General features: G+C 60.1%; 9 protein-coding genes. 5 read left to right on the top strand and 4 right to left on the bottom strand.

The window, feature by feature from the left end; translation table 11 throughout:
* Positions 1–11: 11 nt before the first annotated feature.
* Together ACILSE_RS05215 and ACILSE_RS05210 are read right to left on the bottom strand one after the other, a co-directional pair.
* On the bottom strand, positions 12–884 hold the full coding sequence (locus tag ACILSE_RS05215; protein WP_395716304.1) for a GH25 family lysozyme: 873 nt from the start codon (positions 882–884) through the stop codon (positions 12–14).
* Between the two features lie 43 nt (positions 885–927).
* Positions 928–2244: a sulfatase-like hydrolase/transferase gene (locus tag ACILSE_RS05210; protein WP_395716303.1), complete on the bottom strand. Its 1317-nt coding sequence runs from the start codon at positions 2242–2244 to the stop codon at positions 928–930.
* A 180-nt stretch (positions 2245–2424) separates the two neighbouring features.
* On the opposite strand from ACILSE_RS05210, the gene ACILSE_RS05205 reads away from it, so the two are divergent.
* The gene (locus ACILSE_RS05205) at positions 2425–2751 is read left to right on the top strand and encodes a hypothetical protein (protein ID WP_395716302.1); all 327 of its coding nucleotides are present in this window, start codon (positions 2425–2427) and stop codon (positions 2749–2751) included.
* 92 nt (positions 2752–2843) lie between these two features.
* Entirely contained in the window at positions 2844–3599 is a 756-nt protein-coding gene (locus ACILSE_RS05200) for an SDR family NAD(P)-dependent oxidoreductase (protein ID WP_395716301.1), read from the top strand.
* A gap of 74 nt (positions 3600–3673) precedes the next feature.
* Here the strand turns inward: ACILSE_RS05200 and ACILSE_RS05195 are convergent, their stop codons facing one another.
* A complete protein-coding gene (locus ACILSE_RS05195) occupies positions 3674–4546 on the bottom strand; it encodes an NAD(P)-dependent oxidoreductase (RefSeq protein WP_395716300.1) in 873 nt (290 codons plus the stop codon).
* 55 nt (positions 4547–4601) lie between these two features.
* Here ACILSE_RS05195 and ACILSE_RS05190 point away from each other — a divergent pair, with 55 nt between their 5' ends.
* Genes ACILSE_RS05190 through hflC form a run of 3 tightly spaced genes read left to right on the top strand, consistent with a single transcriptional unit; the run spans position 4602 to position 7677 of the window.
* Complete coding sequence (locus tag ACILSE_RS05190; protein WP_395716299.1) at positions 4602–5564, top strand: NAD-dependent epimerase/dehydratase family protein; 963 nt, start codon at positions 4602–4604, stop codon at positions 5562–5564.
* Between the two features lie 59 nt (positions 5565–5623).
* Positions 5624–6634 carry an FtsH protease activity modulator HflK gene (gene hflK / locus ACILSE_RS05185; RefSeq protein ID WP_395716298.1) on the top strand — a complete coding sequence of 337 codons (1011 nt, stop codon included), beginning with the start codon at positions 5624–5626 and terminating at the stop codon, positions 6632–6634.
* Entirely contained in the window at positions 6631–7677 is a 1047-nt protein-coding gene (gene hflC, locus ACILSE_RS05180; RefSeq protein WP_395716297.1) for a protease modulator HflC, read from the top strand. Before hflK ends, hflC begins: the two co-directional genes overlap by 4 nt.
* Positions 7678–7857: 180 nt before the next feature.
* Here hflC and ACILSE_RS05175 read toward each other — a convergent pair whose 3' ends face one another.
* Entirely contained in the window at positions 7858–25152 is a 17295-nt protein-coding gene (locus ACILSE_RS05175; RefSeq protein WP_395716296.1) for a beta strand repeat-containing protein, read from the bottom strand.
* Between the last annotated feature and the right edge of the window lie 251 nt (positions 25153–25403).

Below are 25403 nucleotides of genomic sequence, written 5' to 3'. Positions count from 1 at the left end.
CCTTGCATCGTTCAGCGAAGTCGCAGGCCATGCTGCTGCCAGAACGCCCCCAGCGCCGCGTGCGAGCCGTGAAACACGTTCCGCTCCACCGGCCTGTCCAGATCCCCAAAGTAGAGCGAGTTCCGATAGCGGCCGTGATTGTACACCTTGGGCTGCGAGCCCCCGCGCTGCCAATCGACTCCGCCATACTGCCACAGCGTCCAGTTAGACCACACGTCGTATTGCTTGAGCAGGCCGTGCGGATTTCCCGGCGCGGGATACACCGGTCCCGCGCCGCTGTCGTGCGCATACAAGGCGAGCCAGTAAGGCATGCGGCGCAGTTTCGCCTTCGAGGCCGCGTCCGCGCCGCTGAGCGTCTGCTTGAGCTGCGTGCTGTTTTCGAGATAGGCCACAGGGATGACACCGGTGCGTGATTCAACACGCTCCATGAAGCGCAGGATCGATGACAGCGGCAGATTGCCGTCGAAATCCCCGCAAAGCAGCAGCGCGGGCGCATTCCAGGACCGGCCGCGTGCCAGCGACATCGCGCGGTTCACGAACTGGTCCGCCTGCGCCACCGCATCCACATGCCGCTGCACGCGGTAGTAGATCCCCGGTAGCATGCCCGCACGATCCGCCGAGGCGAGAAAGGCCGCGCATTTCTCATCGAGATTGCCGCCCTTCCCTGCCCTCGCAATCAGCCCGCTCGCCCCGTTCGCCCGCAACGCGCTCACATCATGCTCCGAATAGCTCCGCCCGACCCGCTGCCGCTCCTTTGGATCATACGCCGACACATTGATGATCTGCGGCATGCCAAAACCCGTCGGCGGCAGGCTCCCCGGCGTGCTCCCAGGCTGGCTGCTGCAGGACGCGAGAAGGAGAAGAAGAGGGAAAAGGTGTTTCATTCTGCGGAAGGTCTAACCGAAACCCTCGCCAGCGCCAAGCGCCTTACTTCACCTTCCTTTTCTTCTTATTTTTATCCGTCTTCCGCTCTGGATCACCATTCCAACGCTGGTCTTCCCAGCGTGGCGGCTGCATGCTGGCATTCCATTTGTCGAAGAGGGCCACGAGTTCGGCCTTCTTCGTTGGATTCTCGGCGCCGAGGTCCTTTTGTTCGCCGGGATCGTTGGAGAGATTCACGAGCATCGGCTCCATGTCTTTGGAAGCCTTCACGAGCTTCCAATCACCCTGCCGCACGGCGTGCTGCACGCCGAAGCGGAAGTAAAGCTCACGCGGCGCGAGTTTGTCGGCTTCGCCTCTCAACAGCGGGAGCAAGTTCACGCCATCGAGCTCGACTGACGAGGATTGCTCGCAGGCAGCCAGCGCCGTCGGCAACACATCAAGCTGGATGACGGGATCATTCACCACGCGATTACCGGGGATCGTTCCCTTCCACTGCGCCATCCACGTCACGCGGATACCGCCCTCCCACACGAACCACTTTCGGCCGCGCAGCCCCAACTGCTCGGCTTCTGGCGAGGCACCGCCGTTGTCACTGATGACAAAGAGAAGCGTGTTTTCCTCCAGCTTGAGGTCGCGAAGCTTCGTCATCACCGTGCCGATGGCTTCATCCGCCTCGCCGATGAGCGCGGCGTAGCCTTGCTGCCGTTTGTCGAGGTGCTTGAACTTCTCCAGCCAGTGCGGCGAGGCCACGACGGGCGAATGCACGGCATTGAACGACAGATAAAGGAAGAACGGCTTGTCCTTGTTCGCGTCGATGAAGCCGCAAGCCTCCTTCGCATACACCGGCGAGGTCACCGGAGCGCCTTCCAGGTCCTTCGCCAGCTCGCTGCCGCGATAAAACGACGGCCCCTTGCCCTCGCCGAGGTTTCCGACCGTGCCCATCGCGAAATCAAAACCACGCGCCGGTGGCATGAATTCGGGCCCGGTATCGCCCAGATGCCATTTGCCCACGATGCCCGTCGTGTAGCCCGCGGGCTTCAAATGCTGCGCCATCGTCTTTTCGCTCAACAGCAGCTCGCGACCTTCCCGCGTTGGATTCGCATCGTGTCCCGTTCTCGCCTGATAACGCCCCGTCATCAGCCCCACGCGGCCCGGCGAGCACACGCAGCCGCTCGAGTAGCCATTCGTGAAGCGCACCCCATCCGCCGCGATGCGATCCATGTTCGGCGTCGGCGCCAGATTACCACCGTAAGCCCCCGGCTGCGCCCAGCCCATGTCATCGAGGTAGAAGAGAACAATGTTCGGCTTCGCGAAAGCGGAGAGCAGAGGGCAAAGAGCGAAGAGCAGGGCAAGGAAACGCATGGCGGCGCGGTGAACGACCGCTCTGACGTGATCTGACCGCATCTTTCCCGATTTTGAAGCTGCCGCAGCCTTTTCAGCACATCAGGACGGTCAAAAACCGGGCTGCCACTTTTCTAGCATTGCATTTTTTCGCCGGTCAGCCCATCATCCGCGAAATTCGACCCGAATCCCATCCTCCACATGAAACTCGCCCGCACCCTGCTCCTCCTCCCGGCTCTTGCCGCGCTGTCCCTCGTTTCCTGCACCCAGTCGGGTTCCATCGGCGGCGGGCACACCTACTCCACCCTGAACACGCCGCAGAAATACGATCCCATGAGCTTCGGCGGTCACGGCGGCGGGTATGGCAACGGTTATGCCATCTGGCCCATGCCGACGGACAATTACGCGGACTACGGCTGGTTTGATGATCCCTACAACTGGGGAACCGGCGGCTACACACCAAGCCGTCCAGCGGTCAGAAGCTACGCCCCGGTCGCGGCTTCCGAGCCGCGCCAGTATACCAAGTAATCACAGTGACGAATTCTTGAGCGCCACCGGCGGCCTGATTCGGATGAATCTGACGCCTGTGGCGTTCTTTTTTGAACCCGACATGCTTCCGCATGAATCTGAATCTCACAGGCCAGTCTGTCGCTGTGTTTGGGGCCGCCCGAGGCATCGGACGCGCCATCGCAGAAGGGTTCGTCGCCGAAGGATGCACGGTGCGCGGCTTTGACCGCGAAAAGAGCGCGGATTTCATCACGACGGGTGATGTGACGAGTCACGAGGCGGTCAAAACCTTCGCGGCCGGTTTTGAGGCGGTGGATCACATGATTTTCTGCGTGGGCATCGGATCCGGGAAATTCGGCTTCCCCTTTTGGAACCTGGAGCCCTCCGACTGGGCGCGGGTGCTGGAGGTGAACCTCATCGGCGCGGTGAACGCGGCCCACGCCTTCGCGCCACGGCTGATCGAGCGCGGCGGCGGCTCGATGCTGTTCCTCGTTTCCGTCGCCGGACAAATCGGCTCTCAGACCGACCCGCCCTACAGCGCCTCGAAGGCCGCGCTGATTAACTTCACGCAATGCGCAGCGAAAGACCTCGGCCCGCACAACATCCGCGTGAATGCTCTAGCGCCCGGCATGGTGAAGACGGAGCTGAACCAGTCGATCTGGGCTGCCGGACAGAAGCTTTTGCCTGAATCTCAACGCCAGAGCTTCGACGACTGGGCAAAGGAGAAGATCAAAAAGGTCTCGCACCTTGGCCGCTGGCAGATGCCGGCAGAATATGCCGCGATGGCTTGTTTCCTCGCCTCAGATCACGCCAAGAACATCACCGGCCAGACAATCAACATCGACGGCGGCCAGGTGATGCATTCTTGAGAGAGGAGAGCGGGCACTCCTGCCCGCTGGTTTCCAATCAGCGGAGAAGAGTCTCCGCGCTCCCTTTTATGAGATCACTCATACAGCCGGAACAAGCCGCTGTGATCGAGATCGCCGAGGTTTTTCTCGTGAACGAACTTCTCCCACTGGGCGAGCGAGTTCTTGAGCGTAGGTGAGTCGAGGCCGACGGAATCGGCGAGCTGGCACATGAGGCGGACGTCCTTGAGCTGAAGGGTGGCGCGGCCGCCGGGTTTGAAGTCGCGGCGCACCATGCGGTCGCCATGCAGATCGAGAATGCGGCTTTCGGCGAAGCCGCCGAGCAAGGCCTTGCGCACGAGCGCGGGATCGACGCCGGAGAGCTCGGCCAGGCGCAGCGCCTGCGCGACGGCGTCGATGGTTTGCGCGACGATGAGCTGGTTCGCGAGCTTCGTGACCTGTCCGCTGCCACTGGGGCCGAGAAGGGTGATGTTTTTGCCGCAGGCCTGAAAAATCGGGAGCGCGCGCTGGAAATTCGCCTCGCTGCCGCCGGCCATGATGGTGAGTGTGGCGGCCTCGGCGCCGACCTGGCCGCCGGAGACAGGCGCATCGACCCAGTTCACGCGTTCGGCCCATTTTTTCGTCTCAGGGACGCCCGTGGTGCCGAAGTCGATGATGAGCGCGTCTTGGTGCAGACCTTCGATCAATCCGCCGGGGCCAAAGACGACCTGCTCGACCACATCGGTCATGGTGAGATTGATGCAGATGACGCCGGGGCCGACTTCACGCGCGAGATCCGGCAAACTGGCGGCGCGCCGCATGCCGAGCTTCACGGCGGCCTCGGCGGGCGCATCACTGCGGTTCCAGACGACGACATCGGCACCCGCCTCGTGCAAATGACGCGCGTTGGCCCGGCCCATGTTGCCGAGGCCGACGAATCCGATCTTGTGTCCTGCGAGTGGCTTGCTCATGTCGGCGAACTCACATCAGGCCATGCCTGATGGCAAATCTCTTCCCAACTCACGCATGAAAATCATCATCACCGGCGGCGGCGGCTTTCTTGGCTCACAGCTCGCGCAGAAGCTCCTCGAACGCGGCACCTGGAACGGCCAGGCGATCACGGAAATGGTGCAGCTGGACGCGTTTTTTCGCGGTGAGCCGACGGATGCACGCGTGAAGCAGGTCAAAGGCGACATCGGCGACCGTGCGACGGTGTTTGCGGCCACAGGCAGCAAGTTCGATGTGATCTTCCACCTGGCCTCGATGGTGAGCGGCGAGTGCGAGGAACGCTTCGATGATGCGATGCGTGTGAATCTCGACGGCGGGCGCAACGTGTTTGAAGCCGCTCGTGCGGCGGAAGGCCGGCCGCGTGTCATCTTTGCCAGCAGCGTGGCCTGCTACGGCGGGATCGACATGTCGCAGATGATGTCCGACTTCACGAAGCAGCTCCCGCAGACGACCTACGGCATGACAAAGGCCATGTGCGAGATGATGGTGAACGATCACACGCGCAAAGGCCACTTCGACGGACGCAGTGTGCGCCTTCCGACGGTGATCGTGCGTCCCGGGAAGCCGAACGCGGCTGCTTCGAGCTGGGCCAGCGGCATGTTTCGCGAACCACTCAACGGTGAAGCGTGCAACCTGCCGATCCGCCGCGATCAACCACATCCGATGACGGGTTATCGCACCGTCATTGAGTCGTTCATCGCCCTGAGCGAGGTTTCGGAGGACAAACTCGGCAAGGATCGCGCCTATGTGCTGCCCGCGCATCGCGTGACACCGCAGATCGCGGAGAAAGTCATCGCGGAAGTTGCTGCTGAGCGCGGGATCACGCTGGGGCCGATCGTGGATGCGTTTGACGCGCGCATTCAGGGCATCGTGGACAACTGGCCGCAGCAGGTGGACGGCTCGCGCGCGGTGGCGATCGGCATTCCACGGCCGCCGGAGCTGAAGGTGATCGTGGAGCAGTATGTGGAGGATTTTCTCTGAAGAATGTAAGCACCCAGCATGCCGCTTGCCGCCCGCGTTGAATGCGTTAGCCTCGGCGCATGGCTACTCTGCGTCCGCCTCCCCTGCCCGGCCCCATCCGCGTCAGCATCAATGCCCGGAAGATCCTGATCGGATTTGCCATTCTCTTCGCCTTGGTCGGCATCTTCTCCGGCATCTATCAGGTGCCGGCGAACTCCGTGGCCGTGGTGCAGCGCTTTGGCGGCTATCTACGCACCGCGCCCCCCGGACTGCACTTCAAGCTGCCCTGGGGCATCGACAGCGCTACCATCGTAGAGGTGCAGCGGCAGCAAAAGCTGGAGTTCGGCACGGCCACGCGGGGGGCGACGAACTTTTACCAGTACACCGACTACGATGAGCAGCAGAAGGAGAAAAACATGGTGACCGGCGACTTGAACGCGGTGCTGGTCGAATGGGAGGTGCAGTACCATGTGGAGGATCCCGTGGCCTACACCTTCAACTTCCGCGAGCCGCTGGCCACGCTGCGTGATCTGGCCGAGGCGGTGATGCGCGAGGTTGTGGGCGACCGCACGGTCGATGAGGTGCTGACCATCGGCCGCCAGGAAATGGAGCAAAAGGCGCTGGAGCGCCTGCGCGGGCTGGTGGACGGCCTGAAGATGGGCCTGCGCATCGATTTGATCCAGCTCGGCAATGTGAACCCGCCCGCGATGGTGAAGGCCAGCTTCAACGAAGTGAACAGCGCGCAGCAGGAGAAGGAGTCCGCCATCAACCAGGCCAGCGGGGAATACAACCGCGTGGTCCCGCGTGCGAGAGGCGAGGCCGTGCAGAAGATCAGCGCCGCCGAAGGCTACGCCGCGAAGCGCATCAACGAGGCCGAGGGCGACGCGACGCGCTTCAACGCCCTGCTGACCGAGTACAAGAAAGCGCCGGAGGTGACGAAGAAGCGCATGTACCTCGAGACGATGGGCGAGATCCTGCCCACCGTGCCAGGCAAGATCATCCTGGATGAAAAGGCCTCCTCCTTCCTGCCATTGCTGAATTTGCGCCAGCCCGCGCCCCAGAAACCCCAGCCACCCGCCGCCTCCCGATGAAATCCACCCTCGCGCTCATCGCCGGCCTCGTGCTGGTCATCGTCCTCGGTTCCGGCTTGTACACCGTCAGCGAAACCGAGCAGGTCATCGTCACTCAGTTTGGCATGCCGGTGGGAGAGCCGGTCACGAAGGCCGGGCTGCACTGGAAGACGCCCTTCATCCAGATGGTGAACCGCATCGAGAAACGCGTACTGGAGTGGGATGGTGAACCCACGCCCATGACCACACGGAACAAGGTCTTTGTGATGGTGGATGTCTTCGCGCGCTGGGAGATCACTGATCCGCTCATGTTTTTCCGGCAGCTCACGGACGAGACGCGCGCCCTCTCCCGCCTCAACGGCATCATCGGCAGCGAGACGCGGATCGTGATCGCCCGGCATGACTTCATCGAGGCCGTGCGCAGCACGAAGGACCGCAAGGTGGCACGTGACGGCCCGGCGCCGGAGGCAAACGCGGTCATCTCGACGGCGGAGGCGCGCATCGGCGTGCTGCCCGCCATCAGCAAGGGCCGTGGAGAGCTGGAGGCGGAGATTTTCGCCAACGCGGCGCCCAAGGTGAAGGATCTCGGCATCAAGATCCTCGATGTGCGCCTGAAGCGCATTGATTACGACCCGTCCGTCAGCCAGTCCATTTACCAGCGCATGATCAGCGAGCGCCAGCAGATCGCGGAGCGCTATCGGTCCGAAGGCGCCGGGGAGGCGGCGAAGATCAATGGCGAGCGCGAACGCGACCTGGCCACCATCGAGTCCGAGGCCTACCGCAAGGTGCAGGAACTCGAGGGCACCGCCGATGCCAAGGCCACGGAGATCTACGCGAAGGCCTACAACCAGACGCCGGAGGCCATGGAGTTGTTCGAGTTCAAGCAGACGATGGAAGCTTACAAGAAGCTCATCACCGGTGACACGACGATGATCTTCACGACCGACAGCGAGCTGTTTCGTTATTTGAAATCCAGCAACCCGCAGCCCAAAGCCGCCAGTGGTGCCAGCCTGGAGATCACCCCTTTGAACAAACTGCCCACGCTGCTGGAAGTGGGCCGATAGCCGGGGCCGCGACCACGAGGTGAGCAGGCACTCCTGCCTGCCCCCTTTTCGAGCATCAGCGGCCTCTTGGTCTGGTTACGGCCAGGAATGCCCGCATCACCAGCCCTGACGCACTGCAGGCACCTTGCCGCAGGGACACACAGGAGTGCCTGTCGCACGAAAGAAAGGCACCTCCGACGATCAACGACGGCGGCGGCGGAGCATGAGGCCCAGAAGGCCAAACATGAGGAACAGGGCACGGGAAGGCTCGGGAACGACGACAATGATGCCGTTGGTGGCGAACAGCGACCTGTCGAAGTCAAGGCCGGAACCCAATGAAGGCAGCAGAAGGTCGGACGCGGAGTCAAAAGCACCGAACCCTCCTGCGCCGTCGGCATCCAGGTTGACCGACCCCCAATCGATCATGTCAAAGACATCTCCAAATGCGAAGGAGTAGCCCAACGTGTTGTCCAGCGTGATGCGACCGCCGGCGTTGAGGTTGAGCGCACCGGTGAGTGTCAGCTTGTCATGAGTGCCTGATTCCAATTCATAGTCAGATGCTTTGCTAGCAAGGTACGCTGTCAAAGTGCCCCCGGCCTGGGCAGCCTGGATGCCGGCTGCGTCGTTGATGCTGCTGGCCGATGTCGCCGCCAGTTGCAGTGTCAGACGGCTGGCAGGAGTGCCGGCACCAGTCAAGGTCACGTCACCACCGACCGTCAGGGTGCCAATCGCGGCTCCCGCGCTGTCTCCAGGGTTGATCTGGCCGGCGGTGACCACCACCGATCCATTCACCGTGCCACTGCCGGCGAGTACCGCCGAGCTGCCATTGAGCGTCACTGTGCTGGAGGCATGGGTCGAACCAGCGCCAGACACACCCACCTGCAGGGTGCCCGCATTCACTGTTGTGGCGCCCGTGCTGGTGTTGACCGCGTTCAAGATCAGCGCACCCGTTCCTTCCTTGGTGATCGCACCGCTTCCTGTGATGGCACTGTTGACGGTCAGGGTGGTAGAGGCGCTGGTTTCAAAGGTGCCGCCTCCTGTGCCGACCGTGATGCCGCGGTTGGCATCGTCGATGGCAAAGGTGGCAGTGGTCAGCAACGTTCCACCGGCGAGGGTGAGCTGGTCAGCGGTGCTGGAACCCGGATTGGCTCCCAGATTGTTTTCATCAGAGATAGAGAGCTTGCCGCCAGTGATAGTGGTCTTGCCAGTGTAGGCATTCGTACCGGTAAGAACCTGTGTTCCAGCACCGCTCTTCGTGAGCGCCAATGTACCGGTGCTGGTGCTGCCCGTGTTGCGAATCACCCCGTTATAAGTTTGAGATCCCGAGGTAACATCGAGAATGATGCTGCTGCTACTGGAGCCGACACCGGTGTCCGTGTCGTTATGCTCAACAACACCATCGCCTGAGAGCCCTCCGATCGTTTCGCTGTAGCCATTGAGGCGAAACACGCCACGCTCATTGGTCACGGTGCCGTTTAACGTGACAACACTCGTGTCGGCAATCTGGTTGCTGGCCTGAAGCTTGAGCACATCACTGCCAGAGGCGTCGCCGATGGTGATGTAGCCAGCGATGGCATTCACACCAGCTGTTTTGGCGAGATCAAGCTGTCCGGCGTTGATCACGGTGGTTCCGGTGTAGGTGTTTGCCGCCGTTCCACCGAGCGTTAGAGTCCCCGCGCCTATTTTGGTGAGACCGCCGGAGTTTTGAGTCAAGTTGAATGCAAGCGTTCCGAGCGTTGCCGCACTGCTAGCACCACCACCAGCCGCCGTGACAGTCAGGACATCGGTGTTAAGATATCCACTGCCGGGGCTCAGGATTGTGATGGAGCCGATCTTGAATGTCCCGTTACCGGTCCCGTCATCCTCCATGTTGGCGATGGCCACAGCTCCTGAACCACTTCCTCCAGTGATTTTGATGATGGGCGGTCCTATGTAGCCACTGCCACCGTCAGTGACTGCGATGCTCTGCACACCCACACCCGAAGGTGCTTGCAGGGAAGACGCAATTGTGATGGCAAAGCCATTCGAGTCGATCGTAGCACCTCCGGAATGAACAAATGCACCTGTGCGGGCAACGTCATGTCCCGTTGTATTGATATTGACGAAGGTTGCATTTGCCTGCAGCGCACGAAGGGTTCCTCCATTAAAGTTGACCACCGATATATTGCCGCCAGTGGGTGTCTGTGTTGGTGAGCTGCTGACTGTATTAGTAGCAAGGATGCCTCCAGAGAGCGTCAAAATACCCGTGTTATTGCTGGTTGAGTTATTGCCGCGGTTGATTTGGGTAGTCGTGTTTACTGTCAATTGACCGCCACGCACATTGATCAGCGAATACCCGCCGCTGCTGTGGTTGGCGGCAAAGTTTGTGTTGGATGTCATGGTACCAGAAACGATATCGAGCATTGCATTAGAATTAGGTCCGTGCGCCAAGACGTTCCACGTGTTCACAGTGGCCGTGCCACCGGACAGCCTGAACACACCCGTACCGCCAGTCTGGCCGTTCGCCCCATAGGTGATTCGTGCGGTGGTGAGGGTGCCGCCGCTATGGCTGTAAAAGCCATAACCCGTGCTGGTTTGTCCGAGAACCAATCCCCGGTTGGTGCCATCGGCAGCCGATGTTGTGACAGATCCTGCAGACTGATAGACCGCTCCTGCCCCGGTGGCATTCCCGCCAGTGAATAGGTCGGTCGTGGTAAACGCACCACCCGTGCTAATTTCGAGTCGAGCACGAGCTGATGCGGCATTGCCCAAAGTCGTGGTACCAGCTCCTGTGTTTGTCGTTCCCTGAATACTTAAATAACCCGCCGTAACTGTGGTTGTGCCTGTGTAAGAGTTGGAGCCAGTAAGAGTAAGCCTGCCTGTGCCCACCTTGGTAAGTCCCAAGGTTCCGGTAGAGCCATTGGCGAGAGTTCCACTGAACGTCGTGCTGGTGTTGTCGCCCCCGGTGGTCAGAGTTGCATTGGTCGCGGTATTGTTATCAACCGTGCCAGCACCCGCGAGCGAACCGATGGTGTTGTTGAAGCCATTGAGCCGCAGCGTGCCGCCGGCATTGATGGTGTGGGCAGATGCGGCACTAAAAGAGGTGGCGGCACCCGCCTGGAGGAGGCCGCTGCCGGCAGTGGCACTACCAACGATGGTCGCGCCGTTGTAAGTCGCCAGATTGGTGCCGGAGAGAGTCACAATCCCGGAATTCGTGCCAAGGATCGTCAACCCTGCGGTGCCACCGACGCCGCCACTGACCGTTAGAGAAGCCCCGCCCGTGCCATCGACCGCCCAGGTCTGGCTGGCTCCAAGAACCACCGGAGCGCTAATGGTGATCACTCCAGCATTGGCGGCCACATCGATGCCGATGGCGTTACCGATCGTCAGGCTGCCGAAGGTGCCTGATCCGATCGAAACCGCGGTCACACCTGAAGGATTGCTGGTGAACTGCAGGTTCTTGATGGTCACATTGCCATCCAGCGTGGTGCTGATGGAAGGTCCGGTGGCCTCGGTGGCACTGAAGACCACGGTGGTCTGGCTGCCAGGAGTCACCCCGCTGTCCGCACCTCCGGTTAAAGCATTGGTCCAATTGGTATTGGCTGCGTTATAAGTGGTCCAGCTATTGTCCACATCACCGCGCCAGTAGAGGCTGTCACTGAAGGAACTGACATTAACTTTGACGAGGTTCGCCGTGGCATTGAGTGTGTAAACATAGCCGCCGATGACATTGTCGAGCGCATAGGTGACCGCTCCTCCTGTGCCGGTGAGGAGGCGGCCGATCGTGGCTGTGTCGATGATCAAGTCGTAGTCCTTTTCGGTCAAGAGTGTGCCCAAAGAGACCAAATCGATGTAGATCGTGTCACCAGGTGATGTACTGTTGATGGTCAGCGGGGTTGTGGCATCCAAGGAAATGGCGGCAGCAGAGCTGAGGTTCATGCCAAAGCCAAGTTTCGAGGCCGTGGCAAGACTCGAGCCAGCAGTCAGCGTAAGACTGCCCGTGGTTGGCAACAACAGCGTGGTGGCGCTTGAGTCCGTGTTGTAAAGCGCCGCTCCGGCCGCCACGGTGATGTTATCCACACCACCAGCGCCAAAACCTGCCGCCAGGAGGCCGCCACTCACCGTCACGGACCCCGTTCCTGAATTCAGACTGGTGGTGCCAGAGACAATGATCGAGCCAATGCCGGTTTTGGTCAGGTTTCCAGTGCTCGAGAGGCCGCCGGAGACCGTCAGGATGCCTGCGGCACCCGTGGCATTCAGTGTGGCCCCGCTGCTGCCTACGGTGATCACACGATTCGCGCCAATATCCAGAGAACCTGCCCCTGTGTAGCTCAGGGTGCCACCGTTGATGCTGATCGAGTTTGTCGCCTGGGTGGCATCGCCCAGATTCGCGCTGGTGGAGAAGGCCAGAGTACCGCCGTTGATGGTTGTGGCACCAGTGTAGGTGTTCGTTTGGCTCAGGGTGGCAAGGCCGGAGTAACCTGAATTCAAAGTAAGCGACGTGGCCGCCGTGCTGGCGAAAGCTCCTGTCTGGGCAAAATCACCGTTGCCGGTGAGAGTGATCGAATTGCTGCCGCCCGTGACGGCCCCGAGGGTAAGCAAAGTGGTGGTGCCAACGGCTGCCGGATCGTTGATGTTGAACGTAGCATTACCATTGAGCGTGGTGGCACCAAAGGTAAGGCCGGCAGTGCCTGCGTTGATGTTTGATCCTGCGTTGATGGTCAAGGTGGGATTGGAGCTTGCCACGGTCAGAGCAGCGCCAGACATGGTGTGTATGACACCGGCTCCCGCAATGACGCGGTCAAGCGTGATGGTGCCGCTGGCATCCAGGAAGGTCGCGTTGTTTAACGCGCGCGCGGTATCGTCCTCGATGCTCAGATTGCCGCCATTGAAACGAAGCTGAACGCGGTTAGTTGTGTCTCCCAAAACATTGGCCGAGTTTCCACGCAAACTGAGTGTTCCTGCATCCAGCCGAGCGGTACCGTCCAGAGCAGTGCTAGCCACCGTGAGCTGGACGGTGCCTGCGCCAGCCTTCACAAAGATGCCCGCAGTCCCGGCCGTGACCGCACTGCCGATGACCAGTGTGCCGCTGTCCACTTGTAGCGTGCCGGTGTTAGTGCCAAAGGCAAAGACCTTGCCAGTGTTGGCAGTAAAGCCGGTGGTCACTTGGAGCGTGCCATTGCCCGTGAAGGTGACATCATTGGTGTTGGTGCCAAGCCCGCTCTCAGCATCAATCTTCAGAACACCGCCCGCGATATTGATCGCTGTGTTTGACCCAAAGGTGTTCACACCTGCGAGATAAAGTGTTCCAGCGCCATTCTTCGTGAAGGTGAAGTTTCCGGCACCGTCGTCGATGACGCCGCCGACTGTCAGGGTGCCGCCACTGACCGTGACCGCACGATTGGCGCTAAGGTTCACCGCCCCGCTGCCCAGATTGAGATCATTGGTGCCGGTGAAGGTGAAGTCGCCGTTCCAAGCCTGGGCATTGTTTGCCAGTGTGACGGCAGAACCACCGGTTACATCAATCGTCCCTCCAGCGATGGTGAATAAACCAGAGCCGATGGCCGCCGCCTGGGTGATGTTGAGAGTACCCGCGCTCAAGGTCGTGCCGCCGGAGTGCGTGTTCGCCGCAGAAAGAGTCAGGACTCCGGTCCCGGTCTTGGTCAGTGACGTTCCACTGATCACGCCGGTCACATCAAGCGAATTCGCCCCTGTGACATCCAATACCCCGCCCCCTGTTCCCAAGGTGATCGAACGATTGACACCCAAAGTTAAAGATGCCGCCGTGCTCTGCAAGCTTCCACCACTCGCAAGGATCAGCGTGTTGGTGGCCGAATTGTCCCCGATGTTGTTACCCGAACTAATACTCAAAGTTCCACCATTGATGGTAGTAGAACCCGAATAGGTGTTGGTATTTGTAAAGGTGGTGACACCGTTTCCAGACTTTGTGACCGTCCCCGTGCCACTGATCAGACCGGAGTATGTGATCGCGTCACCTCGGTTGAAGACCACCGAGCCGTTGACCTGAATGTCCCCTACCACAATCCCAAGAACACCTCCCAAGCCGATGGTGAGCGTGGCACCACTATCAATCGTCGTGGTGCTTGTGTAGGTGTTGCCGCCTGTAAATGTGACGTTTCCAACAGCAATATTAACACCACCAGCGCCCGCGAGAGGTGCGGAGACAATCAGAGCGTCACTGCGGGAGAAACGCAGTGTGCCATCGACCGTCACCGTTCCGGTGCCCAAAGCTCCCGTTGTGCCGCCATTGCCGACCTGGAGGGTGGTGCCGGCGCCGATCGTCGTCGCCCCGTTGTAGCTGTTCGCACCCGTCAGGATCGTCGTGCCATTGCCTCCCGTGGTCGTCAAGGCACCCGTCCCCGTGATGTTCCCGCTCAAGATCGTGTTCCCAGCCGCAGGCAGATTCACCACCAGCGTTCCTGCGTTGGCGATGTTGCTAGACACCGTGCCGCCCAACGTCCCGTTCCCAATCTGCAGCGTCGCCCCGCTGCTGATGCTCGTCCCCGCCAGCGTGTTGTTCACCGTCCCGGTGAACTCCAGCGTCCCCGCCACGATGCTCAGGCTTCCCGTGCCGCCCACCGTCCCGCCATACGCCACCGTGCCCGTGCGGTTGAAGCGCAAAGTCCCGTTGACCGTCGCGTTGCCCACGATGCTGCCGCCCGCTCCGCCGGCTCCCACCTGCAGCGTGCTGCCCGCTCCCACGCTCGTCCCGCCCGTGTAGTTGTTCGTTCCTGTCAAAATCAGCGTCCCCGCTCCCGTCTGGCTCAAGCCCAAGGTGCCCGCGATGCCGTCCTGCAGCACCCCGGCAAAGGTGTTGCTCCCGCTCGCCAAGGCCACCGTCAGCGTCGCATTGCCAGCCGTGCCGTTTTCCACCACCGCGTCAGTCCCGGCGGACACCAGCCCCGTCACCGTCGCGTTGTTGCCGTTGAGCTGCAGTTTGGTCCCCGCTGGCGTGCCAGCACCGAAGGTCAGCAGGTTGCCAGTCCCCAGCGCTCCCGCGTTCCCCAACTGGATGATCCCGTTGTTGATGACCACCCCGCCAGTGAAGCTGTTGGCGTTGTTGATGATCAACGTCCCGGTGTTGTTCTTGGTGAGCCCCGTGGTGCCAGTGATCCCGTTGCTGCCTTCCAACGTGTAGGTCTTGCCCACCCCGTTGCTGTTGTTGAACACCACGCTCGCGGGATCCACGTTGCCGCTGGAGATGGTCACCGTGTAGGAACCGGTGGCGCTGTCATCAAAGAGAACCTGGTCGCCTGATTGGTAATACGTGGGTGTACCACCGGCAATTAGTTGCCAGTTCAACAACGTGGCGTTGCCTGGATCCCAGACGGAACTGTTGGAGGAAGTGGTCATGTCAAATCCTGTCCATTTCGGCGCGTCGCCCGTCATGGTCAGCTCGATCTGGGTCAGTGCGGTGTTGTTGAACAAGGACAAGACTTGCCGGCTGTTGAAGCCAGTGGTCGTGCCAATGACAAAAGCAAGGCGCTGAGATTCGGTAAGGGCAGTGCCGGTGTAATCGATCAGCTTGTAGGTGCCGGTGGCGACGGCGGTAGCATTGGAAATATTAATGGTGATCGTGCTCGGGTCCGTGATGACATTCAAGGTGGTCAGGTCGAGGATGCCAGGCGTGCCGGTGGCGATGTTGGAGAGGTTGATGATGCTGGTGTCCGTGGCGACGGCTCCCAGATTGAGGGTGCCGATCGTCAAGGTTCCCGCGCCCAGGTGGCCGGGTTCGATGATGCCGCCATTGTTGACAGTAACCGCTCCTGGAATGCTGCCGCTGCCACCGAGGGTCGCGCCGCCAGCCACAGTGACGGCACTTGCCGCATCGAGGGAGCCATTGACAAATAGCTTGCCCGCATTCACCGCCGTGGCCCCGGTGTAGGTGTTGGCCGCGCTTAGAATGAGGCTGCCGCCACCATCCTTGGTCAATGCGCCCGTCCCATTGCCGATGATGCTGGAAACATTCGTGCTTCCCGAGCCTCCGAATGTGAGATCTTGAGCGCCAGTGATGCCGCCTGAAAGAGTCAGGGTGCCCGCATCCGAGTTGATGCGTGTGGCGCTGCCCAGCGTGATTGCTCCCGTGTAATTGTTGGAGCCAGAGGTGTTACGCAACGCACCCGCACTGGAAATCCCCGAGCCATTCAATATCAGGGTTTCGGCCACGGTGGTGATGCCGCCTGAAATCTGCAAGGCAGCTCCAGAGGCAACCGTCGTTCCACTTGCCGTGCCACCCAGTGCGCTAGCGTGGCTGATGGCCAGCACACCGGCAGAAACCGTAGTGGCTCCGGCATAACTGTTGGCAGTGTTCAAGTTCAACGTGCCGGAGGTTGTTTTATCCAGAGCAGCCCCGCCGTTCAGTTCGTTCAGATTGCTCAGGGTTCCCGACTGCGCCTCAAAGCTCACAGCCAAAGTCCCGGAGCCAATGCTATTCCCGCCCATGTTTAAAACACCTCCATTGAGCCTCAGAGTTCCAGTGTGGGTTCCACCCGTGGCGGCAGTGCCTCTCACAATATCTCCAGCCACTGTCAAAGAGCCAGCCGTGATATTGATCAGACCGGAAATGTTATTAATGGTGCTGGCTCCGGTGTTGTGGAAAAGGCGGATGGCCCCTCCCAAGGCCGGGTTGTTGGCGATCGAAACAGAGGCGCCGTTGATATTGACAACCGCGTTCACGGTTTTGGCGGTAGCGGTGTTGCCTGCAACACTGTTCGCGAGTTCCAAGCCCCCGTTTCCAATGACAACCGTGCCACCATTCCAGTTGAGTGTGGAAGACAGAGTAACAGAAGCCTGGGTGCCGCCTGCAGCTGGAAGAAGGCCAACACGAACTGTCGTGGCATCAAATGTTCCTTGGTCAAAAGTGAATGTGTTGGTCTGCGCACCGTTCCGGAATTGATTACCCAAGGTAAAAGTCGACAAGAGCAAATCTGCGCTATGTCCGGCGAAGTCAATGGTGTTAGTTGAAGCGGCTCCGGTGGTAGCGGATCCGGTGCCAATGTTCATGGCCGCCCTTCCATCTCCGGCAGCGTTCCTGATAGTGATGCTCCCAGTGCTGTTGCCGCCAAAAGACACAGTCGCAGAATCTCTGCCTCCAGTCCCAAAGTTAAATGTGTTGGCATTGATGGCGTTTGTCCCGGCACCAAGAGTCAACACTTGGAGGCCCCCGGCGCCACTGACACCCACGCCGAATGTGCCTGCTGTGACGGTGTTCGCTGTATTGCTGAAAACAACGGTAGAAGCATGCGATGTGTCATTATCCCCAGTCAGCATGACCGCAAAGGTGCCGGTTAGGCTGGCAGTAAACGCACTCAGGCCCGACATGTCCAACGTGGCCCGGCTAGAGTTGTTAGTGCCGGTGGTATTGTTCCCCACAATGAAATTGGTGCCATTGACCTCAAGTTCTCCTCCGCCCGTCATATTTACGGTGGTGACAGCATTGTCAGTGTTGCTGTCGATGCTCAAGGTTCCATTCACTGTGAGTTTCTTTCCCGAGGCAATGGTGATTGTGTTGGTGTTCGCAGTTGTCGCATTGGGATTGATGGTCATGCCGAGGATGCTCTGGCTCGTCGAACCAAGATCAAGGTTTCCTCCAGCGGCTGTACCGTTCCCGATCACCATCATCGAACTGGCCGACAGCGCGTTGGCCACGTCTGCCTTCAATGTGCCACCACCCGTGATTCGCGTGGTGCCAGTCATGCTGTTGGTGCCCTTCAAAGTGAGAATGGCCGCTCCATTTTGCGTGAAGATGCCACTACCGCTAAGATTGCTGTTAAAGTCCTGATTGCTGGCCTGCTGCATCACCAAGGTGCCGGCCGCGGCGATGCTGGTGGCACCGCTGTAACTGGCTCCACCCGTTAAAGTGAGCGAATTCGAAGTCACCGTGAGCGCGGTTACGCCAGCACCCCCAAAATTGTCCTGGATCGTTCCAGCAAATGTAGAGGCACCGGATGCGGCGAATTCGAGCGTTGAAGTGCCGCTGCCTCCATTGCCGATCAACTGGCTGGCCGCTGTGGCCCCGGCACCGACGGCAAGTGCTGTGACTGTTTGGTTGAATCCGTTTAGATCCAGCACACCAACAGTTCCAGTGCCTCCCAAGGTGATGCCACCGGCTCCAAATGCATTGTTGGCTCCCAATTTGGCCGTGCCATTGGTGACCGTGGTGCCTAGCGAGTAGTTGTTGAGGCTGCCATCCAAGGTGAGCGTGCCACCACCGTTGATTGCCAGGCCAAGGCTTCGGGCTGGACCATTGCGCAACTGGCCGCTGTAGGTGCTGTTTCCCGCCAGACTGACCGTGAGGGTCGCGTTCGTGGTGGCGCTGTTATTGGTAATCACCTGCGAGGCCGCTGTTCCGGCTGTTGAGATGCCGCCCACCGTGGCATTGATGCCGTTCAGGTCCAGTGTGCCGACCGTGCCCGTATCACCCAGCACGAGACTTGTGGAGGCTGAGAGCGCGGTCGCCACGCTCAGTCTTAGGGTGCCGTTTTTGACCGAAGTGCTGCCGTTGTAGGTGTTCGTGCCGCCAAAGGTCAGTGTGCCGCCATTGATGACTTCGACTCCGCCGCTCCCGCTGACGTTGTTGGTGGATGAGTAACTGCCCGTCCTGGCAAATCGCAACGTGCCGTTGTTGGTGATGGCTGCCGTTCCCACAGTGCCCGTTGTGCCGCCATTACCGACCTGGAGGGTGGTGCCAGTGCCGATCGTCGTCGCCCCGTTGTAGCTGTTCGCACCCGTCAGGATCGTCGTGCCATTGCCTCCCGTGGTCGTCAAGGCACCCGTCCCCGTGATGTTCCCGCTCAAGATCGTGTTCCCAGCCGCAGGCAGATTCACCACCAGCGTTCCTGCGTTGGCGATGTTGCTAGACACCGTGCCGCCCAACGTCCCGTTCCCAATCTGCAGCGTCGCCCCGCTGCTGATGCTCGTCCCCGCCAGCGTGTTGTTCACCGTCCCGGTGAACTCCAGCGTCCCCGCCACGATGCTCAGGCTTCCCGTGCCGCCCACCGTCCCGCCATACGCCACCGTGCCCGTGCGGTTGAAGCGCAAAGTCCCGTTGACCGTCGCGTTGCCCACGATGCTGCCGCCCGCTCCGCCGGCTCCCACCTGCAGCGTGCTGCCCGCTCCCACGCTCGTCCCGCCCGTGTAGTTGTTCGTTCCTGTCAAAATCAGCGTCCCCGCTCCCGTCTGGCTCAAGCCCAAGGTGCCCGCGATGCCGTCCTGCAGCACCCCGGCAAAGGTGTTGCTCCCGCTCGCCAAGGCCACCGTCAGCGTCGCATTGCCAGCCGTGCCGTTTTCCACCACCGCGTCAGTCCCGGCGGACACCAGCCCCGTCACCGTCGCGTTGTTGCCGTTGAGCTGCAGTTTGGTCCCCGCTGGCGTGCCAGCACCGAAGGTCAGCAGGTTGCCAGTCCCCAGCGCTCCCGCGTTCCCCAACTGGATGATCCCGTTGTTGATGACCACCCCGCCAGTGAAGCTGTTGGCGTTGTTGATGATCAACGTCCCGGTGTTGTTCTTGGTGAGCCCCGTGGTGCCAGTGATCCCGTTGCTGCCTTCCAACGTGTAGGTCTTGCCCACCCCGTTGCTGTTGTTGAACTCGACACTCACGGGGTCCACATTGCCATTGGAGATGGTCACCACATAGGATCCCGTGGCGTCATCATCGAAGAGCACCTGGTCGCCTGAACGGAAATCGGTGGGTGTGTTGTCGGAAATGAGCTTCCAGTTCAGCAAGGTGGCGTTGCTCGGATGCCAGACGGAGCTGTTCAAACCAGTGGTTGTATCAAACCCGGTCCATTTCGGCGAATCGCCCGAAATCGTCAGAGCCACGAGGGAATTTGCCACGTCATCGACCAGGACAGCACTCTGCCGCCCGCCCAAGCCCCCGATCGTGCCTTTGGTGAAGGCCCCGAATCCAGCTCCAGTGCCGCCGATGCTGCCGGTGTAGTCGATGAGGGTGTAGGTGGCATTGTTCACCGAACCGCTGTTGGCGATGTTGATGGTGATCGTGTTGGCACCCGAGTTGATGGTCAGAGCTCCGGCGTTGAGGATGGAAGCACTGCCACCGAAAACATTGGCCAGGTTGATGGTGGCTGTGTCGGTCGCTCCTGAACCGAAAGTAACGCCACCCGCCAAGTTGAGTGAGCCGCTTTGCAGATAACCAGCCTCAATGATGCCGGTGCTAGCCACGGTGGTGGCTCCATTCACCGTGCCGGAGCCGCCCAAGGTGGCAAGCCCCGCCACGCTCACTGCACTGCCGGCATTCAGCGATCCATTCACAAACAGCTTGCCGCCACTCACTGCGGTCGCCCCTGTGTAGCCGTTGGTGGCAGAAAGCACCAGCGATCCGCTGCCAGTCTTGGTCAAAGCGTTGCCAGCCACAGCGGCATTGACCGTGAGGGTCTTGCTGGCGGCCACGTTGATCTGACCGCCTCCGGTGCCCAGCGTCACTCCCCGATTCGCTGCTGTGGCGAAGGTTTCGGTGACTGCCAGAATGGCCCCGTTGCTGAGGGTCAGTTGATCTGCCACCGGACTTCCTGGCACAGCGCCCAGATGACCGTCGGCGGAAATACTGAGCGTGCCTGCGGTGACCAATGTCTTGCCCGTGTAGTTGTTCGTGGCATTGCTAAGCGCAAGGGCTCCCGCTCCGCTTTTCGTCACATCTCCAGAACCGCTGATAATGCCGCTGATGGTCAGGTCACTAACCGCGCTGACGTTGTCCTGCACATTGATAGTGCGCGCCACGCTGCCCACATCAAGACTGCCGCTGATCACGGCCCCTGCACCACCACCGGCAGATTCATACAAGATACCGCCTGAGCCAGCCGTGGCGTTGTTGAGAACCAGCTGGAAATTCACCGTCACATCACGCAGGATCAGCGCGTCGGTCAAGGCGGCGACATTCAATCCATCTGTTACTCCCGCCCCATCCAAGGTAGCGCTCAACACGTTGCTGATCGTCCCCTGACGGAAGGCTAGCTGGCTGGCGTTGATGGTACCGCTGGTCAGGTCAAGCACCGCGCCAGATCCATTAACTTCGATCATCGCCGCGCTCCTGGTCGTGGTATTGGCTGATTTTACAATGTTTCCACCCACCGAAAAGGTGCCGCCAGTCAGCGTCAGCGTTCCCCGCGCTGTGCCATCAGTGCCAGCATTGTCCTGCCAGAGACCCATGGAAACATCCCCTGTGGTGGTAAATGTCCCTCCAGCCATGCTCAGTGCACCTGAGGCCATGGTGCCGGCCACGATCGTCCCGCTAGCATTGATCATTTGACCCAGGATGATTGAACCCGCCGTCACATTATTGTTCGCACTAGAGCCGAGGGTCAGGATCCCGGTGGAGCCTCCGATCAGGCTGTCATTGCCCAGACCTTTGAGGCCAATGACCAAAGAACTGAGATCGGCAGCGAATGAACCGTTGGTCAGATCCATGGTGCCAAGTGAGTTGTTCGAGTTTCCCAGGTTGTTATAGGCAATGCGCAGTTCCGTGGTGCCGCTTGGGCTCAAGAGGGTCAACGCACTCGAAGGTGCTAGAAATGAAACCGTACTTTGCACGCTGCCACGACGGCCGCCCACGGTCATCAAAGGAGTCACAATGGTGTTAGTTGCACCGAGGTTAAGCACGCCAGCTTGTCCAGCCGTGCCGCCCGCAGTGTCTCCCAGCAACACTTGGGTGCCGGCATAAATAAAGTTATTTGCCGCCAGCGTCACCGTGCCCGTGGCCACTCCGGCTCCAGAGCCATTTGTCACCACACCCACGCGGAAGTTGTCCACACTCGCGTTGAAATTTGTGGATCCCCCGAGATTCAATACCCCGACAGTTGCAACCCCATTGTTGGCCGTGCGCACCCCAACATCGAGGTTATCTCCCGCGGCATTCGCGCCCACATTCAAAGTGCCGGCAGCGGTGGCATAAATCAGGGTGGCACGACCGGTGCCCGTCGCATCCGCCGCTGTCGCAGGGGTGCCGACTACCAAGCCCCCCCCAATAGTGTGCGTGGCACCCGTGAGCGTCAGTGTAGAAGTGTCTGTAGTATTACCCGTTCCCTGCACCACCAGAGATCCACCCACGTTCAAGGTGTCCGTGGTGATGTCCACATTGCCCAAAATTTGCAGACCCGCATCAGCCGTGCCGACGATCTTGCCGTTGTAAGTGTAAGTGCGGAGCGTGGTATTGGAAGAACGCCCGTCAATGGTTGCAGTCGCGCCGCCAATCTCGATGCCACGGTTGGCACTCAAGATGGCATCCGCCGTGCCATCGAACTTCAGCGTGCCGCCATAGATCTTCAGATGACCAGGCGTCGCCGTTCCAGGAGCAGCACCCAGTTGGGCATCACTGACAATCTGAAGGGTTCCCGCATTGATCGAGGTCATGCCGGTGTAGGTGTTTGCACCGGTGAGATTGACCTGACCCGTGCCTGTCTTGGTCAGAGTGATGGCACCGGCTCCATTGTTGGCGATCACGGAACTGATGGCAAAGGTGTTGCTTGTTCCTTGATTGGCATGGAGGTAAAGGTTACCAGCCGTACCTGCTCCGGCACCTGCGCTCAGTGTCCCGTTTTGAATGATCGCATTGAAAGCGCCCGAAGCCAGAATACCCCCGGACTCGACGCGAAGGGTGTTGCCGGCCCCGATGTCCACCGTGGTGGCACCCCCTTGGGCGAGGTTGAGAGAGTTGATGGTCGAGAGCCCGCTACTGGCCGTCAGGGCGGCATTCGCCGTGATCTTGACGTTTTGAGTCGGGTTTGCCCCGGTGGATAGGCTGGTGGTGTAGGTGCTCAAACCAACCACTGAGAACTGGCTCGTTCCCAAGTCCGCGCTTCTAGTGGCCCATTCATTACCAACAGTGGCGAAGCCTCCGAAAATGTTGTCATCCAGCGTCGGGTAGGTCGTGAAGGTGATGCGGTTCCGCAAATCGGCACCCAATCCCGTGCCTGCAAAGTTCACTGTCGCACCAACCGTCGGAGCAGCCAACGAGGCAAAGGTCAGTGTGGAAGTAAAGCCAGAGGCTGCCTGACCGCCCGTAATCGTGTTAGCCCCCGCTTGCAGCGTCAGCGCTCCCACCGTTTCAGATCGGCTCGCTCCGGTGCCGCCGCTGGCCATGGTAAAGCTGCCACCTTGCATTTTGACGGCCAGTGCGTCGGGAATTCGATTTGCCGAGTTAGAGGTGCCAAACGCGACCGACAGGGTGCCGCCGCTGGCGATGATCAAGTCGGTGATCGCGGTAAAAGTGCCTCCAGTGTTTGTATCCAAGGACAAGGTTCCCCCGTTCACTTGCAATGAACCAGTCATGGTGTTGGCAGCATGCAGGGTGAGCGTGTTGCCACCGCCCTTAATGAGCGACAACGTCCCCGCTCCCGTACCGTTCTGCAGAATGCCACGAAAGTTGGTATCGGCATTCGAGAAGACCCGCAGGGTCGCATTGGTCGCACTCACGTTTTCGATCAGGTTGCCGGTGAGCGCGTACGTGGTGCCGGATACCGTCGAGGCAAGATTGCGGATGACAGTGCTGTTGCCGTTGAGCCGGAGCACGCCGCCCGTCTGGATCTGCACCGTGTTGATGGCGTCGTTGTTCAGCGCACCGGCGTTGCTGACACGGACGATGGCTCCGTTGTTGATCTTCAGCGTTCCGGTAAAGAAGTTGTCCCCTCCCAGGTCAATGATATTACTAGCACTGCCAGAACCGCTGAAGGTCATGTTGCCGGAGCCGGTCATGCGGGCGTTAAGACTGGCGGTGACACCTGTCGCGTTCGCGAGGGTGACAATGCCTTCGGCGGTCCCAAAGTTGAGGCTGCCGGCACCGCTGGTGGTGGCAGCGCCGGTCACGAGGAGCGCCCCGCTGGTGACGTTGATCTGCGTGTTGGCCCCCGTCAGCGTCGTGGTGCCTGCGGTGAGGCGGAGGGCATTGACCGTGGCATCCGCCGTCAGGGTCTCCCCGCCTGTCGTGGAGGCATTATTCGTCGAAGACTGCCCCGCGGTCGTGCTCACATACTCAAGATCGGTCAGTGGGCGGATGCCATCCGTTCCATTGTGGGTAACAAAGCTGCTTCCAACTCCCGTGGCAGACGTGTCGCCGATGGCCCAAGGCAGAATGCTGATGTTGGTCGCCCCTGCAGCACCGCCACCGCCGATTTGAGTGAAGGTCGGGATCGAGGCGATGATTCGGGTCGAGTCTGCTCCTGCCCCTCCGAGATTGGTGCCACGGAAGAGGAACACACCGCTTGTTGCGGCGTTCGCAGAACGCAGAATGTCTGTGACGCTCAATTGCAATTGCTGCGAGCTCGCAGGCGTCAATGAAACGGTGTTGAAGCCAGAATCCGTCGAGAGACTGAGGATGGTCTCTGTAAATCCACCCGAGCCTGATGCAGGACCATTGATGGCCAGAACACCCCCGCCACGGAGTGCCACCACGGCAGAATCCGAAAGTCGGTCCAAGCTGCCGCTGACGACATCTATCGCCGCTCCGAGCGTCAGCGTGTCTCCAGCGCCATTGAAGTCACCAATGTTGATCGTTGTGCTCCCCGAAAGCTTGCCGTTGGCTCCTGATACGGTCAGGTTTCCAGTGTTGACTGTGGTCGTGCCCGTGTAAGTGCTGTTATTGGTCAATATGACCGTGTTTGCCCCGCTCTTACTGAAAGTAAGCACTGCCGCGCCGTTGGCCAACACCCCGTCGAACTGGCGGTTGGTGGCGTTGTTGACTGTCAATGTGGCCGCCGCACCGGCGCTGACCGTTCCCGTTCCCAAGATGGCAGCGATCGTGTCGTTGGCCTGAATGTCATAAGTGCCGCCTGTATTGATGGTCATGACAAGATTGTCACTCAGCACATTGGTGCCGCTTCTGGCGCGCAGGGTGCCACCGTTGTTGATCGTGCCGATGGTGAAATCATTGGTGTTCGTGGTGAAGTCCAAAACTCCCGCGTTCACCACCACGGTGCCTGTAAAGTTCGGGTCAGCCCCGCCAATCGTAACGGTCCCCGTGCCATTCTTGGTAATCGTAGTGCTGACTGACGCGGTCAGACCTGAAATTGTCATGTTGCCCGAGCCACCGAGCGTCAAAGTGTTTGTCGCACTGTAGCCGGTGATCGCGCCCGAGATCGTCAGCAGGCTGGCGCTGTCGTTGGTCCATGTCTGGGCCGCAGTCAGTGATATGGGTGCGGAGATCGTGTGCGCTGCCGATCCAGACTGAATGGTGATGCCGCCGGACCCCAGTGCCAGGGAACCCGAAGTCCCCGCCGCAAGTGTGATCGACGTGGTGGCGTTTGAACTGTAAGTGAGGGATCTCACACTCTGCGCCCCGTCGAGAGTGGCGATTTGATTAGCAACAGTCGTGGCATTAAAAATCACGTCATCTACCGCCCCTGGCACCGCAGCAGGATCAGACCCTCCGCCAACGATCGTGGACCAGTTGGCCACCGTGCTCCATGAGGTCGATGCCGAGCCATCCCAATACAACGTCGCCGCCTGCAATGGCTGGCCGATCTGCCAAAGTAGCAAAAGCAGGGTCATCAAGAGGGCATGGAACCTCTTTTGGGCACGTAAATGCTTCATCATAAATTTTTTGGTTGGCTTTTGGGGGGGGAGGCGAGATTAACAAAACTCAAGTCCTCTGAGACAAGACTTTGTTCGTTTTGAGAGAAAAAACGCGTTCCCTCAACTTTCCGGCGTCATTTTCTTTCGGCGCACACGCAAAGTCGCTCGAAGGGTGACAAACCAAGCTGAGACCTGACAAGGGCATCCTCCAAATCAGATTCAGGCTC

Origin of the sequence: Prosthecobacter sp., from assembly GCF_044236155.1 — a bacterium.
Taxonomy (GTDB): Bacteria; Verrucomicrobiota; Verrucomicrobiia; order Verrucomicrobiales; family Verrucomicrobiaceae; genus Prosthecobacter.
This window is presented reverse-complemented; position numbering and strand designations above follow the sequence as displayed.

Bases quoted from the DNA above. Each gene is read 5' to 3' on its own strand.
- ACILSE_RS05215 (WP_395716304.1), bottom strand. From the start codon at position 884: ATGAAACACCTTTTCCCTCTTCTTCTCCTTCTCGCGTCCTGCAGCAGC.
- ACILSE_RS05210 (WP_395716303.1), bottom strand. From the start codon at position 2,244: ATGCGTTTCCTTGCCCTGCTCTTCGCTCTTTGCCCTCTGCTCTCCGCT.
- ACILSE_RS05205 (WP_395716302.1), top strand. From the start codon at position 2,425: ATGAAACTCGCCCGCACCCTGCTCCTCCTCCCGGCTCTTGCCGCGCTG.
- ACILSE_RS05200 (WP_395716301.1), top strand. From the start codon at position 2,844: ATGAATCTGAATCTCACAGGCCAGTCTGTCGCTGTGTTTGGGGCCGCC.
- ACILSE_RS05195 (WP_395716300.1), bottom strand. From the start codon at position 4,546: ATGAGCAAGCCACTCGCAGGACACAAGATCGGATTCGTCGGCCTCGGC.
- ACILSE_RS05190 (WP_395716299.1), top strand. From the start codon at position 4,602: ATGAAAATCATCATCACCGGCGGCGGCGGCTTTCTTGGCTCACAGCTC.
- hflK (WP_395716298.1), top strand. From the start codon at position 5,624: ATGGCTACTCTGCGTCCGCCTCCCCTGCCCGGCCCCATCCGCGTCAGC.
- hflC (WP_395716297.1), top strand. From the start codon at position 6,631: ATGAAATCCACCCTCGCGCTCATCGCCGGCCTCGTGCTGGTCATCGTC.
- ACILSE_RS05175 (WP_395716296.1), bottom strand. From the start codon at position 25,152: ATGACCCTGCTTTTGCTACTTTGGCAGATCGGCCAGCCATTGCAGGCG.